Here is a 13,799-nt window from a genome sequence, read left to right as displayed (position 1 = left end):
CGTCCCGGCTGAGACGTGAGGGCGGCTCGTCGACGGCCGGGTGGGAACCGCGGCGGAGAGCGCTCGTCACTCCGAGGAGCTGGATCATCACTTCCCTCGCGAAGGCAGGAGGCCGCTCGACACCTGTGGCAGCGCCACAGACACCGAAGCACGATAACCTGATTTGTCCTATTTTCCGGGATGCCGCGCGGTGGAGAGCGCGGCGCGGAGGTCGCCCCGGACCCACGCACGGCCATGGGCGCACCCGCATCCACGGCTGCGGGCGCATCCTGACCCAGGCACCGCGTATGCGGCCGGAGCGGCCGGCGGTCCCGCTCTCAGACCTCGGGGCGCAGCATCGGGGGATTGAGCAGCGTCGCCCCGCCCGCGCGGAAGAGCTGAGCCGGGCGTCCGCCCTGCCGGGTCGTCGTACCACCGGTCGGCACGAGGAAGCCGGGAGTGCCGGTGACTTTGCGATGGAAATTGCGCGGATCGAGAGCGACTCCCCACACCGCCTCGTAGACCCGGCGCAGCTCGCCGACGGTGAACTCATGAGGGCAGAACGCCGTGGCAAGCGAGGAGTATTCGATCTTCGACCGGGCGCGCTCCACCCCGTCGGCGAGAATCTGGGCATGGTCGAAGGCGAGTGGGGCGCCCTGCTCTCCCTCCCGGCCGAAGCTCCCTTCCTGGCCCAGCAGATCCTCCACCGATGCCCAGCGCGCGCTGTGCGCGTCCCCACCGGGGCGAGGAGCGGGGAGGTCCGGGGCCAGGACGAGATGGGCCACGCTGACCACCCGCATCCTCGGGTCGCGCTTGGGATCGCCGTAAGTGGCGAGTTGTTCGAGATGCGCTCCGTTGACCGGGGACGGACCTGTGGGGTCGTGAGCCAGAAGGCCCGTCTCCTCGGCAAGCTCGCGTGCCGCGGCGGCGGCGAGGTCCTCGTCGGGCCGGACGAATCCGCCGGGCAGCGCCCACCGTCCCTGGTACGGCGGCTCACCGCGGCGTACGGCCAGCGCACACAGCGCGTGCCTGCGCACCGTGAGCACGACCAGGTCGACGGTGACTGCGAAGGGAGGAAAGGCCGACGGGTCGTAGGGCGACATGCGGCGATCATAGTCGTCTCCTTGACGATAAACAGGTCGTTCCGCTGCCGGGTCCCTCGCAGGAGCGGATCGGTCCAGGCGCGTCCCCAGAGACCGGCGGCCCCCGCGAACGTCGAGGTCAGGGTGCGAGGTCCGAGCGCGGCGGTGCCGCGGACGCGCTGCCGCCGCGCCCCTCAGGCCCGGCGCTGTCCGGCCCGGCGCCGTGCCCGCGCTCGCCCACGGCTCGCGTGACCACCGGGCCGAGTACGCCCGTGCGGGCGCCCGGAGGGTGGCTGCGTGGCCATCCGTGTCGGCCTGCGGGGCGCGCGCGTGCCCCTCTCCTGTCGCAGGCATTCGCGCAACAGCTCAGGATCAAGGCCCTCGTTGGCGCCTTGGTGCAGGAGTTTGGCGAAGAGATAGTCCGGGTCGACGCGCAGCGCCATGCCGAGCGCGACCCGTGCGGTCGGCTCATCGCCCGTGGACATGGCCACCCAGCCGACGAGCGTTAGCGGAGCGGCGGCATGATCGCTGTACGCCCCGACGCAGCGCCGCGCGATCGCTCGCCACACCCGGAGCGCCACGTCGGCCTCCGGGCCTTCCACCCACTCCGCGGCGCGGTCCCGGGTGGTGCGGTCCTGCAGCCCCAGGATGATCGCGGCCGCCTCTTCGTCGGTTACGAGACCGTCGTCAGCGGTGTCCGCCTCGGTGGGCCTGCCCGGCGCCGGGGCGCGTCCAAGCCGCTGCACCAGTCCGCGGATGAGCGTGAGGGTCTCCTTCCGAACGGTTTCCCGGTCCACACCTCCGAGGATCCGGGGGACAAGCTCGGCGGTTGCTGCATCGAGCGCCTCCTCCTGCGCCACGACGGCGGACGCGGGTTCCGTCAGCGGCGCAAGCCTCGCTTCCATCTCCCGCAGTGAGCCCCGGACCTGGATACCGGCGTAGGTGGCGGCCGCCGCCATGACGGAGGTCCCGGGCAGGGCCAGCGGGGTGCCGTCCGTGGGGCAGCAGCGCGCATCGGGACAGCAGTAGGACCAGAAATGGCCCCCCGAGATGCAGATCGCCTCCAGCACCGGGACGTCCAGCGCCCCGCACGCCGTACGCAGCCGCTGTGCCAGCGGCCGCAGCCGCTCCATCACGTCGCGGCCCTTCTCCCCCGCCGACGGATCCTGGCAAAGGAAGACGATAATGCCGTCGGGCCGTGACGCCCGCCTCTCACTGCCCGACACCAGACAGTCGGCGAGCTGGTCCGCCACATAGGGCCACTCCCCCGGGCTGGCCGGAATGCCGAGCCGCAAGCGGCCGCCGAACCTGCCGTGATCGCCGTGCAGGGCGACCAGGACGATGCTGTCGTCCGGATGGAAACCCATCAGGTACGGGAGGGCATCGGCCAGTTCTCCCGGACTGCGCAGGGTGATCTGGTCGAGGGCGGGCGGCTGCGAGGGGTCGATGTGTCGCGTCATGCGAAGACCGTGCCGTCCAGCACCACCGCACCGAAAGCCCTGTGGATAACTCCCCAATATCGTCCTACGAAACCTGTGTACGCAGGTTTTCCACAGGCAGGCGACCTCGCTCGCGCAATGTCCGTGCCATCCGGTTGCATGGGGGCATGAGCAACGAAGAGCTGCGTTCGTCGGCCGACGCCGTACTCGCCCGCCTCGTCGGCGACCCGGGCGGGGCCGCCAGGTTGCGCGAGGACCAGTGGCGGGCGATCGAGGCGCTGGTCGCCGACCACCGGCGGGCCCTCGTCGTCCAGCGCACCGGCTGGGGCAAGTCGGCGGTGTACTTCGTGGCCACCGCGCTGCTGCGGGCTCGCGGGAGCGGTCCGACGGTGATCGTCTCCCCTCTGCTCGCGCTCATGCGGAACCAGATCGAGGCCGCCGAGCGGGCCGGCATCCGCGCGCGCACCATCAACTCCGCGAACACCGATGAGTGGGAGACGGTCCAGGCGGAGGTGGCGGCCGGTGAGGTCGACGTGCTGCTCGTGAGTCCCGAGCGGCTGAACAACCCGGACTTCCGCGACCAGGTGCTGCCGAAGCTCGCCGCGAGCACCGGCCTGCTCGTCGTCGACGAGGCGCACTGCATCTCGGACTGGGGCCATGACTTCCGGCCGGACTACCGGCGGCTGCGCACCATGCTCACCGACCTGCCGCCGGGAGTTCCCGTCCTGGCCACCACTGCAACGGCCAATGCGCGGGTCACCGCCGACGTCGCCGACCAACTCGGCACCGGCGACACGGCCGTCGAAGCCCTGGTCCTGCGCGGGCCACTGGACCGCGAAAGCCTCAGCCTCGGCGTACTGCGGCTGCCCGATGCCGCTCACCGGCTGGCCTGGCTCGCCGACCACCTCGACGACCTCCCGGGCTCCGGCATCATCTACACCCTGACCGTGGCGGCGGCGGAAGAGGTGACGGCATTCCTCCGCCACCGCGGGCACACGGTGGCCTCGTACTCAGGGAAGACCGAGGACGCCGACCGGAGGACGGCCGAGGCCGATCTGCTGGCGAACCGGGTGAAGGCGCTGGTCGCGACCTCGGCGCTCGGGATGGGCTTCGACAAACCCGACCTCGGTTTCGTCGTGCACCTGGGATCACCCTCGTCGCCCATCGCGTACTACCAGCAGGTGGGGCGGGCCGGGCGTGGTGTGAAGCACGCCGAGGTGCTCCTGCTTCCCGGCCAGGAGGACGAGGCGATCTGGCGGTACTTCGCTTCCCTGGCCTTCCCGGCGGAGGAGCAGGTGCGGCGCACGCTGGACGTCCTCGCGCAGGCGGGTCGGCCCGTGTCCCTGCCCGCTCTCGAACCCCAGGTCGACCTGCGGCGTTCACGGCTGGAGACGATGCTCAAAGTGCTCGACGTGGACGGTGCCGTGAGCCGGGTCCGTGGCGGTTGGACGTCGACGGGCCGGCCATGGGTGTACGACTCGGAGCGCTACGCCTGGGTGGCCCGGCAGCGCGAGGACGAGCAGCAGGCGATGCGCGACTACGCCGCCACGAACGGATGCCGGATGGAGTTCCTGCGGCGGCAGTTGGACGACGAGGGCGCCGCCGCCTGCGGGCGCTGTGACACCTGCGCCGGGCCACGCTTCACCACCGATGTCTCCACGGCGACTCTGGAGGCCGCCCGCGGCGAGCTCGGCCGGCCCGGCGTCGAGATCGAGCCGCGCCGGATGTGGCCGACCGGGCTGGCCGCCGTGGGCGTGGATCTCAAAGGCCGCATCCCCGCGGCCGAACAGACTTCACCGGGCCGGGCGCTGGGGCGTCTCTCCGACATCGGATGGGGAAACCGGCTCCGCCCGATGTTGTCCGCGCAGGGCGGAGACGGCAGGGTTCCGCCCGATGTGGCCGACGCCGTCGTGACCGTGCTCGCCGACTGGGCCAAGGGACCTGGGGGTTGGGCCTCCGGCGCTCCGGACTCCCCGAGCAGACCGGTGGGCGTGGTCACCATCGCGTCCCACACCCGGCCTGAGCTCATCCGCTCTCTCGGCGAACACATCGCGGCGGTCGGCAAGATGCCCCTCCTCGGGTCGGTTCGTTATGCCGACGAGACGACGGACACCCGGGTCCCCCGAACCAACAGCGCACAGCGGCTCCGGGCGCTGCACGGCGCGTTGACCGTGCCCCCAGATCTTGCCGACCGGCTGCACACCACCCCTGGCCCGGTGCTCCTGGTGGACGACCTGGCCGACACGGGATGGACGCTCGCCGTGGCGGCGCGGCTTCTCATCAAGGCCGGTGCGCACGGGGTCTTTCCACTGGTCCTCGCCGTACAGGGGTGAGCCGGGACCGGACCGGGAGCAGAGCAGGCAGCGAAGCGGAGGAAAATAGGCCGCGCTTCGGTTGATACCGGTCGCTTGCGCAAACCTTTCATTGCCGCTCGCGGTGACGGCGGCAAGAATTGGAGGTGTTCCCGCGTCGGCCTGCTGCCGCCGGCAGGGTGTGTCGCGGCGCGCTCCCACCAGCCCCTGCCCGGCTCACGGGTGAGCAGACCTAAGGAGGACTGTGACCCCCGGCTTCCCTCCGTCCCCCGCCAGGTCCTTCTCCTCCGCCAATGGTTCCCCGTCCCAGCTCGGCAGGATGCTGCAGCCCTCGGAGTGGGCCGATGCCGGGATACCTCTTCTGCGCAATCCCCGTGAGATCGTCACCGGCCTGCACAGCCGTCATGAGCCGACTCCTTCCACCGCCGTGGTTGCGGTCCTCGACATTGACGAGAGAGTCGCCGCCAGCGCGTCGTTCGCCCGCCTGGGGAGCGTGGCCGACGGGTGGGTGTTCCGGAATGCCCTGCTGACGCAACTGCGCCGGATCATTCCGCACGACCTGCGCCGTCGCGTACCGGTCCGCACGGCGGTGCTCCTCTACTGCCGGGAGGGCGACGGGCAGTGGACCGAGGAGGACGGCGCATGGATGTGGGGACTGCGTGACGCCTGCACGCTGCACGGCCTACGCTGCGGAGCCTACGTCACCCTGACGCGGGAGGGCTGGCAGGTCTTCGGCGAAGAGCGGGGAGGCCGTCGACCCCACGCGTTCTCCCAGCCGGTGGAAGACCACAAGACCGTGGAACGGTGGGAGGCAACTCCCGTAGTCGCCCCGCGCCTCGCGAACTCGCCGCACTCCGCGCTCTCGACGCCCTCCGCACACCCCGGCCGCTTCCCGCAGGGGCACGATCCGGAGGTGCCGCGGCCCGCCGCCGCACGCTGACGCGCCGGAGCGACCAGCGCCCGTACGGTCACGGTGCGGCTCAGGAGCGCGGCGGCCTCCCGGCAGCACGACGTACGACGTGGGGCGACATCCGTACGACGTGTCGTGACGGGTACGACGTCGGTCGTCGGCGCTCGTGCCGCGTCACGGCCCTCGGGCCAACACGCCCGTGCCGGGGCCGGGACCGAACCGCCCCGGGTGCGAGGACACCCGGGGGGGTCAGACTCCGGCGCCGATGAGCGAGTTGATCCGCTGGGGGTCGCCGCAGACGATCAGCAGCACAGCCGCCTTGGCCATGGCCATAGGCAGCGCACGGGCAGCCGCGTCGTCCGCACCGCCGTTCACCGCCACGACCACCACCGGACGGCTCGCCGCCCGCTCGGCGACGGAGGCGTCGGCGTAGAAGACATCCTCGCCCGCGTCGTGCTGCGCCCAGTAGGAGGTCTCACCGAAGGACAACTCGTGGGCCGCCCACGGGTGCTGTTCGCCCGTGGTCAGTACGAGGACGTCCTGCGGGGCACGGCCGGAGTCCAGCAGAAGGTCCACGGCCTCCTCGGCCGCGTCCAGGGCCCCGTCGACGGAGGCCGGGATGAGCTGGATCTGCGGAACCGCGGCGGGCGCCGGGGACTTGGCCGCGTCACGCTGGCCACGCTGGGCCTGTGGTGCGGCGGGGCCACGCTGCGGACCTGGCGGGCCGGGCCGCTTGGGGGCAGGCCGGGGTCCGGGAGCGGGGACAGGACGGGGGGTCGGCGCGGTCCGGCCGGCGGCCGGAGTGACGCGGGGACCCGGGACGCTCTCGTGAATCTGAGGCTCCTCGGGGATGAGAGGCATGATCTGATGTCTATCAAACACCGGTGCGGTTCGCATCGGCGGGGCGGGGTGTAAATGGGACGGTCGCTCAGAAGTCGAAGCCGAGCTGCCCTTCGGCCTCCAACTCCGGAACCCCGGCCAGGGCCCGCTTGAGGCGGAGATGCCGCCAGCGGGGCAGCGCGTCCCAGTAGGCCCACGACATCCGATGGTGGGCCGTGGGCCCCAGCTCCTCCAGTGCCGCACGGTGCACGGGCGAGGGGTAGCCGGCATTCCCGATGAAGTCGAAGTCCGGGCAGTCCTGGCCAAGTTCGGCCATCATGGCGTCGCGCCGCACCTTCGCGATCACGGAGGCGGCCGCGACGGGAACGCACGACTGGTCGCCCTTGATCACCGTACGGACCCGCCAGGGCCCACCGAGATAGTTGTGCTTGCCGTCGAGGATCACCGCGTCGGGCTGCACGGGCAGGGCGGCGAGCGCCCGTACCGCGGCCAGACGCAGCGCCGCCGTCATCCCCAACTCGTCGATCTCGTGCGGCGAGGCATGCCCCAGCGCATGCGCCGTGACCCAATTCTCCAGCACACCGGCGAGCGCGGTGCGTCGCTTCGGGGTGAGCAGCTTGGAATCCGTCAGCCCATCGGGCGCGCGGCGGAGGCCGGTGATGGCGGCGCACACGGTGACCGGTCCGGCCCAGGCGCCCCGCCCGACCTCGTCGATGCCGACGACGATACGGGCGTCGGTGGTGGCGCGGAGTGAACGCTCAACGCGGTGAGTAGGCGGTTCGTACGGCATGGCGTCCATTAGATTACGCCGCCGGGGCCGCGGTTCGGGAGGCGGGCATCGGCCGATGCCCGAAACCGCACGGTCCTGTTCGGCAAGACGCAGCCGTCCGCCAATCGGCAAGACACAACGCAGACATCCACGAAGACGAAAAAGTTCGCGCTCGCGCGGACAAGATGAAGGGGAGCCGAGAACCGGCCAACCACCCTTCGGACCGCCACGACAGCCCGGGCCGCCTGGATCCCTCAGTGTCCCGGTTTCAGGCAGAAACCGCCCGGGTCCAGACGGGGAGCGGCTCGGTGCGTTCCTGCCAGTCGCCCGGCGGCGTGCCCGCCTCCGCGGACGCAAGGATTCCGCCCACGATCGCGCAGGTGGTGTCCATGTCGCCGCCCACCTGCACCGTGGTCCAGAAGGCTCCGCCGAAGTCCCCGAGGTGGCGGGCCGCCGCCCAGAGCGTGAAGGGCACCGTGTCGTGCGCGCTCGTCCGCCGTCCAGAGCCGAGGACGGCCGCGACGGTCCCGGCGTCACCGTAGTCGAGCATGTCGCGCGCTCGCCGCAGACCCGCCTGCACCGCACTGCGCGGTACGAGCTCGATCACGCCGTCGAGCAGGGCTTCGGGCCCGGGGCTGCCCGCCGGGTCCGCGACCAGGGCCGCGGCTGCAGCCACAGCCATGGCCCCCGCGACGGCCTCACGGTGCTGGTGGGTGGTGTAGGAGGAGATCTCCGCCTGGTGCGTGGCCTGCTCCGGGTCGCCCCCGTACCAAGCGCCGAGCGGAGCGATCCGCATCGCGGCGCCGTTGCCCCACGACCCCTGACCGTTGAAGAGCGCGGAGGCAAGTTCACGCCAGTTCCCGCCTTCGCGGATCAGCCGCAGCATACGGTCGACCGCCGGGCCGTAGCCCCGGTCCGCGTCGTGGTGCTCGGCGAAGGAGCGGGCGAGCGCGTCCTGGTCGATGCGTCCCTGCTCGACGAGGACGGCAAGTACAGAACAAGCCATCTCGGTGTCGTCGGTCCACTGCCACACACCCGGCGGCAGCTCGTGGCGCTTCAGCGCCGGATAGTTCGAGGGCACGAAGAACTGGGAGCCCAGGGCATCGCCCACGGCCAGCCCGCGCAAGCTCGCGAGGGCACGGTCGCGGCGTTGCGTAAGAGTGGGATCAGCGGTCATCGCACGGACACTCTAGCCGGTGGCGTCGTACGACTCCGGGGTGCACCAGCGCTCGAACGGCCTGTCCAGGCGGTACCTCCCCCCGGACTCCAGGACCAGCGTCCGGAACTCTCCGTTCCCAGGATTCGAGAGTGACTCGAATTCGGCCACGCTCCAGTGGAACCACCGCATGCAGAACAGCCGCATGGTCAGGCCGTGTGTGACCAGCAGCACATTGGGCGGGTGGTCGGGGTCCTCGAAGCTCCGGTGCAGGCTCTCGAGGAAGGCGCCGACCCGGTCGTAGACGTCGGCGCCGGACTCCCCCTGCGCCAGCCGGTAGAAGAAGTGCCCGTACGCGTCGCGGTTGACCTTCTGCTTCCGCACGTCCTGGGCGTCCTGCCAGTTGCCCCAGTCCTGCTCGCGCAGCCGCGGCTCCTCGCGCATCCGCACGCGCCGGGGGTCGAGGTCCAGAGCCTTGAAGGTCTGGTGCGTCCGCCGGTACGGGGAGACGTACGCGCTGACCCGCTCCTCGCCGAACATGGCGCGCAGCCGGTCACCGGCTTGCTTCGCCTGCCGCCAGCCCTGCTCGGTCAGATGCAGAGCATGATCGGGAACCCGTTCGTAGAGCGTGTCATCCGCATTGCCCTCCGACTCTCCGTGCCGGAGGAGGACGATGCGACGGGGCCGTACCATGACGCCACCCTAGTTCCAGGGTCCGCGGTGCGCCGCGTCCTCGCACGGACTCACTCGCACGCAAGCGCACTCGCCCGGCTCCCCCGCCCCCAGCGGACTCACACGGACCAGGTGGGCTCGAGCGCGACGACATCGCCGGCTAGCCCTGACACATCGGCCTCGATCTGGGTTCGCAGGGCCAGCCGCTCCACGCGCTCCTGGCGGTACTTCCCGTGCTCGGCGGCCGAGTCCCAGAGCGAGAGCACCAGGAACTCGTTGCCGGGCGCCTCCCCGAACACTCCGCGCAGCATGCCGGGCGACCCGGCCATGGCCGGGTTCCACACTTTCTCCTGCATCAAGGTGAAGTGCTCGACGCGCTCCTCGCGCACCCGGCAGTGGGCCACGCGCGCCACATCCGCATCGGAGAAGACCGGCCGGAATCCGACCTTGACATCGAAGCGGTGCTCGAAGAGCCGCACCCTGCTGTCCTTGAACGTGCCGGACTGGGCTGCCGCGAGCCGGTCGTGCGAGCGCGCCATGAAGGAGTCGTAGAAGGCTCGGCTCTCCCAGAACGCGAAGAGATGCGCCACATCGGGCCGTGCCCGGCTCCAGCCTCCGCCCTGCCCCCGGAACCCCGGCTCGCCGAGCAGCCCCGCCCATTTACGCTGCCCCCGCGCGAAACCTCGGCGGTCAACCACAGTGCAGCGAATCCACTTGACCAGCACCGCGCCATCGTAGTGGTCAGCGGCCTGTGGCCGGATCCCACTCGTCGATCCAGCACGATCCGTACAACAGCGAAGGGGGTGACGACCGTAGGTCATCACCCCCGTCCCGGGCTCCACGCCGTCAGCGGGTGGGGCTCACGCGCTGACGGCACACGGGCTACCGGTGCAGAGCACTTATTCGCAGTGCGCTGTATTCGGGCGACTTCAGTTGTCCTCAGTGGTGGAGCGGGTTCCGACGTAGTCGAACCAGTCTCGCTTTGACTGCTTGCTCCATCGGACTGCGGTGCTGATGTGGATGCCCATGAGGTCAGCGAGCACTGGCGCAGGTAAATCCCCGGCGAGTGCCGCCAGCGCGGTGTTGCGTGCGACGCGGGCCGGGATGTCGTGCTGGGCAAGCTTCGTGCTGAATCCGGATGCTGCGATGTGACGGCCGGGCTGACGCCCGGGGAAGAGCCATCCTGTTCCTGGGGAACTGCGGCCGAGGAGGGACCTGGACGATGCCGTCGCTCGCAGCGTGTTCACCAGGTTGGCCAGGCTGGGCAGCAGGAGCACTGGATGCTGGTCAAGGATCAGGTAGGTACTGTCCTGTCGCTGCTGTAGATGATCGACGGTGAGGAGGACGGCCCTGCTGATGGGATATCCGTAGGTCAGCAGCAGGGCGCCGGCGACTCGGACGTCCAGCGGTAGCTGCGTTTCGTGCAGGCAGCGGCGGAGCTGCCGCCATCGGTCGTCGTCATGCAGGAACTCGTGGGGTGCCCCTCGGCGAACCCGGGGGAGCCGGATGTCGCAGATCAGGCGTTGTCGCTGGGCCCAGACGATGAAGGAACGAAGCCACTGATGGCGCCGTGATCCTGAAGCCAGCCATTGGTCAACTTCATGTTGAGTGACGTCTTCGATGGTGCAACCGTGTTGGTCGAGCCAATGCAGGAATTCCAGTGCAACGCGTGCCTTCGTCCGGAGGTTCTTCGCACCCCCCTCTGTGATGGGGCGTCTGCGATCTCGGCGCCGAGCGCGGGGCAGCTCGGACCAGCAGATGTATGTACGCAGGAGTCGCTGGTGGTCGCGGGGTTCGTCCCGCAGGAGACTTTCGAGCCAGGGTTCACTGCGCTCCAGGTACTCGGACCTGGGCGGCAGGGCGCCGGCGTGTACGAGCATCGAGCGAAGGTGGTGTAGCCGTGGAGTCTGCGGCCAGCTGTCAAGCAACCTGTGCGTGATCTCTTGCTCTTGGCGGGCAAGGTCGGTGAGCAGGCTGGGGACTTCCGGTGTTCGGAGCCAGTTCAGGATTGCCCTGGGGTTGTCGACACAGGCCATCTGCTCCAGAAGCCCGTGGAGCTGTGGCTGCACTGTGCCGCTTTGGGTGAACAGGAGGTCGCGCAGGCGTCGCGTCAGCACGCATCGGGCGCACTCTCCACTTGCGTAGAGGTCCGTGCTGGCGTGGCAGGTGGAGCAGTCATATGAGACGGCCAGGCCGTGGCAGTCGCTGCAGATGCGTGTGCCGTCCTCGGCCCGGCCGATCAAGGGCTGGGAGCGTGTGCATCGGGGACAGGGCTGGGGGTCGCGTCGGATGTAGAGGTAGCAGGTAGAGCAGACCGGGCCGATGGGCCAGCGCGCTGCGACGGGCCGCTGCTTGCCGCATGAACAGCATGGAGTGGAGGGCCGGTTCTTGCCGCGGCAGCCGTGACAGATCGGCTGGCCGCTTCCGACGCCTCGGCAGCGTTTCTCACGCCCGCAGACGGAACAGCAGGCCAGGGGTTCCTTGTAGCAGCCGAAGCACAGGTCGGGCTGGCCGGCGGTGGCTTTGTTGCGGATGCGGCGCATCTTCCCGCATCCGCCGCAGATGCGCGTGGGGTAGCGGTAGCACTGGGTGCAGATCGGTCCATCGGCCGTGTGCGCGGCGGCGCGCTTCTCCTCTCCGCAGAGCGTGCATGTGTGGAGCGGGGGTTCGTAGCAGGCGTCGCAGAGGGCGCCGCCCGTATCGGTGCGTGCGGCGATGCGCCGTTCTCGACCGCAGCCGGAGCACTCTTCACGGGGCTGAACGTCGCGGCGGTAGCAGGTGGAGCAAATAGGCCCGTCCGGTGTGCGGCATGCCGCCCGTCGGTGGGTTCCGCAGCGCGAGCAGGGCTGAATGTTGTTCCTTTGGAAGCAGGTGCCGCAGAGTCGGCCGCCCTCGGTGCGGTGCTTCAGGTCGGGCCTGCCTTCCCGGCACTTCCTGCAGATCGGGAGAGTGACCGGCTCGGCCCCGGCCTTCTTGAGGGCGTGGGCGAGACGGACAACGGCCAGGGGCACGTCCGAGCTGCCTGAAGTGAGCGCATCCGTGTGCCTGCTCAGATGCTGGTGGAGTTGGCGCTGGCTGAACTGGCTCGGGACAGCTTCTTTAACGATGCCCACCGCCGTATGAATGTCGAGGTCAGGGAGGGACCGTGCGACAAGCTCGGCCACGGTGTCCGGTCCCACGGGTGGGGTGCTGACGCGCTTGCTCACAGCCCCTCCGGACGACGGATCGTGGCGCGATGCACGTTGGCCGGGGCCGTGCGCCCGCCGCCGGTACCGGTCTTGCGCACGGTTTCGTTCACGACCGTGATTTCGATCAAGTCTTGGACACCGCAGTTCAGGATGTCGCAGAGGGCGGCGAGCGTGTCCATTGACAACCGTTGGGGCGGCTGGGTCACGAGCCGGTAGACCTGCTCTCGCGACAGGTGGATGCCGCGTTCAGCCAGCAACGGCACGAGATCGGAGGTCTGGAACATGCCCTGGGTTGCCATGAGCTGCCGCAGGTGCCAGTTGAACCCCATTTTCTTGATCATTCTTTGTCCCAGAGGTCGGGGTCTCGGGTCAGCGCGCGTTGCAGGAGGCGGTTCCGGTACTCGTCGGAGACGCCGGTGTAGATGGCCGTGGTGGACGCGGTCACGTGCCCGACCTGGTCCTGAACGAATCGCTCGGGGTAGTCGAACTCGACCAGGTGGGTCACGTAGGAATGCCGCAAGCAGTGCAAGTCGAGCTCCGTCGGCAGGCCCGCGGCCCCCCGGGCATCTTCGAATGCCTCGTTGATCGCACGGCGAGAGAGTCGTCCCCGCCGCTCAGTCACCCACAGCGCCGGGTGCTTCTCCGGAGCGAGGACAGGCCGGATCTCCGTGATCCACTGCTCCAGCACCGGGACGATCCAGTCCATCTCAGGCACTGTAAGTACCGTCCGGCGTTTTGGCGGGCTGCCGTTGGAGGACTTGCCCCAGCGGACGAACAGGGCTCCGCAACAGCCGAACTGGCGAGCCTTGGGATTGTGGCGCAGATCGTGCAGATCTAACCCCCAGGCCTCGGAGCGGCGCAGACCGTAGGCGTAGATGGTCTTCAATAGCGCAGCGTCACGCATGGCCGCGAGTACGCCCTTCCGCCCCCTGGCACGGACCTCACCCACGCGGGTATCCGCCGCGTCGAAGAGAGCCTGCACCTCGTCGTAGGTCAGCGGACGGCGACCGGGCTGGCCCTCGAAGTCGGCGACGTGAGTGACGGTGTTCCACTCGTGCAGGACCTGGACCGGCGTCTCACCGAAACGCTCCTGGCAGGCCAGCGGCCAGCCATAGCGGGCGTCGGTGACGTAGTCCATGAACAGGCGCAGTGCGTTCTGATAAGCGCGCGCAGTCGAGACCGCAATCGGTCGGGCGCCCGAGGCCAAGTGATCAAAGAATGCCTCGACCTCAGCCGCTTCCCACTGCCACGGGTACTGGTTCGTGAAGCTGGCGAGCCGACGCACAAGGTCGACACGGGCCTTGATCGTCCCTGCCTTGAGAAAGCGGGACCGCTGCTGCGTGATCCAGCCCTCCTGCATCGCCTCAAACACGGCCTGGGCCGGATCCAGGTGCGCGACACCGTCTACCAAGAGGAGGGCAGCAGCCCCTGGCAGACTCGCTTCTCTTGCCA

12 protein-coding genes are annotated in these 13,799 nt (G+C 69.7%); 2 read left to right on the top strand and 10 right to left on the bottom strand.

Annotation, left to right across the window (positions count from 1 at the left end):
• Nucleotides 1-317: 317 nt before the first annotated feature.
• Nucleotides 318-1,082 (bottom strand): NUDIX domain-containing protein, encoded by a 765-nt coding sequence (locus AB0M26_RS21290; protein WP_365263375.1) that lies wholly within the window; start codon nt 1,080-1,082, stop codon nt 318-320.
• A 173-nt stretch (nt 1,083-1,255) separates the two neighbouring features.
• Nucleotides 1,256-2,521 (bottom strand): DUF4192 domain-containing protein, encoded by a 1,266-nt coding sequence (locus AB0M26_RS21285; RefSeq protein ID WP_365263374.1) that lies wholly within the window; start codon nt 2,519-2,521, stop codon nt 1,256-1,258.
• A gap of 146 nt (nt 2,522-2,667) precedes the next feature.
• Here AB0M26_RS21285 and AB0M26_RS21280 point away from each other — a divergent pair, with 146 nt between their 5' ends.
• Both AB0M26_RS21280 and AB0M26_RS21275 read left to right on the top strand, forming a co-directional pair.
• Entirely contained in the window at nt 2,668-4,833 is a 2,166-nt protein-coding gene (locus AB0M26_RS21280) for a RecQ family ATP-dependent DNA helicase (protein ID WP_365263373.1), read from the top strand.
• 223 nt (nt 4,834-5,056) lie between these two features.
• Nucleotides 5,057-5,752 carry a hypothetical protein gene (locus tag AB0M26_RS21275; RefSeq protein ID WP_365263372.1) on the top strand — a complete coding sequence of 232 codons (696 nt, stop codon included), beginning with the start codon at nt 5,057-5,059 and terminating at the stop codon, nt 5,750-5,752.
• Between the two features lie 219 nt (nt 5,753-5,971).
• Here the strand turns inward: AB0M26_RS21275 and AB0M26_RS21270 are convergent, their stop codons facing one another.
• The 8 genes from AB0M26_RS21270 to AB0M26_RS21235 all read right to left on the bottom strand — a co-directional run bounded on the left by AB0M26_RS21270 (nt 5,972) and on the right by AB0M26_RS21235 (nt 13,707).
• A complete protein-coding gene (locus AB0M26_RS21270) occupies nt 5,972-6,583 on the bottom strand; it encodes a hypothetical protein (RefSeq protein ID WP_365263371.1) in 612 nt (203 codons plus the stop codon).
• 67 nt (nt 6,584-6,650) lie between these two features.
• Nucleotides 6,651-7,352 carry a ribonuclease HII gene (locus tag AB0M26_RS21265; protein WP_365263370.1) on the bottom strand — a complete coding sequence of 234 codons (702 nt, stop codon included), beginning with the start codon at nt 7,350-7,352 and terminating at the stop codon, nt 6,651-6,653.
• Between the two features lie 247 nt (nt 7,353-7,599).
• A complete protein-coding gene (locus tag AB0M26_RS21260; RefSeq protein ID WP_365263369.1) occupies nt 7,600-8,508 on the bottom strand; it encodes an ADP-ribosylglycohydrolase family protein in 909 nt (302 codons plus the stop codon).
• A 12-nt stretch (nt 8,509-8,520) separates the two neighbouring features.
• Entirely contained in the window at nt 8,521-9,180 is a 660-nt protein-coding gene (locus AB0M26_RS21255) for a histidine phosphatase family protein (RefSeq protein WP_365263368.1), read from the bottom strand.
• A 98-nt stretch (nt 9,181-9,278) separates the two neighbouring features.
• The gene (locus tag AB0M26_RS21250; protein ID WP_365263367.1) at nt 9,279-9,884 is read right to left on the bottom strand and encodes a YdbC family protein; all 606 of its coding nucleotides are present in this window, start codon (nt 9,882-9,884) and stop codon (nt 9,279-9,281) included.
• Between the two features lie 204 nt (nt 9,885-10,088).
• Nucleotides 10,089-11,276 carry a hypothetical protein gene (locus AB0M26_RS21245; protein WP_365263366.1) on the bottom strand — a complete coding sequence of 396 codons (1,188 nt, stop codon included), beginning with the start codon at nt 11,274-11,276 and terminating at the stop codon, nt 10,089-10,091.
• 1,085 nt (nt 11,277-12,361) lie between these two features.
• Complete coding sequence (locus AB0M26_RS21240; RefSeq protein WP_365263365.1) at nt 12,362-12,688, bottom strand: helix-turn-helix transcriptional regulator; 327 nt, start codon at nt 12,686-12,688, stop codon at nt 12,362-12,364.
• Nucleotides 12,685-13,707: a tyrosine-type recombinase/integrase gene (locus AB0M26_RS21235; protein WP_365263399.1), complete on the bottom strand. Its 1,023-nt coding sequence runs from the start codon at nt 13,705-13,707 to the stop codon at nt 12,685-12,687. The genes AB0M26_RS21240 and AB0M26_RS21235 overlap by 4 nt, the downstream gene beginning before the upstream one ends.
• Between the last annotated feature and the right edge of the window lie 92 nt (nt 13,708-13,799).

Origin of the sequence: Streptomyces sp. NPDC051776 (genome assembly GCF_040681345.1) — a bacterium.
Taxonomy (GTDB): domain Bacteria; phylum Actinomycetota; class Actinomycetes; order Streptomycetales; family Streptomycetaceae; genus Streptomyces.
Note: the sequence above shows the minus strand (reverse complement) of the source record. Positions and strands in the feature narration are given on the sequence as shown.

Coding starts and splice junctions, on each gene's coding strand:
- AB0M26_RS21240 (WP_365263365.1), bottom strand. CDS start 12,688: ATGATCAAGAAAATGGGGTTCAACTGGCACCTGCGGCAGCTCATGGCA.
- AB0M26_RS21270 (WP_365263371.1), bottom strand. CDS start 6,583: ATGCCTCTCATCCCCGAGGAGCCTCAGATTCACGAGAGCGTCCCGGGT.
- AB0M26_RS21280 (WP_365263373.1), top strand. CDS start 2,668: ATGAGCAACGAAGAGCTGCGTTCGTCGGCCGACGCCGTACTCGCCCGC.
- AB0M26_RS21260 (WP_365263369.1), bottom strand. CDS start 8,508: ATGACCGCTGATCCCACTCTTACGCAACGCCGCGACCGTGCCCTCGCG.
- AB0M26_RS21285 (WP_365263374.1), bottom strand. CDS start 2,521: ATGACGCGACACATCGACCCCTCGCAGCCGCCCGCCCTCGACCAGATC.
- AB0M26_RS21290 (WP_365263375.1), bottom strand. CDS start 1,082: ATGTCGCCCTACGACCCGTCGGCCTTTCCTCCCTTCGCAGTCACCGTC.
- AB0M26_RS21265 (WP_365263370.1), bottom strand. CDS start 7,352: ATGCCGTACGAACCGCCTACTCACCGCGTTGAGCGTTCACTCCGCGCC.
- AB0M26_RS21255 (WP_365263368.1), bottom strand. CDS start 9,180: ATGGTACGGCCCCGTCGCATCGTCCTCCTCCGGCACGGAGAGTCGGAG.
- AB0M26_RS21235 (WP_365263399.1), bottom strand. CDS start 13,707: ATGCAGGAGGGCTGGATCACGCAGCAGCGGTCCCGCTTTCTCAAGGCA.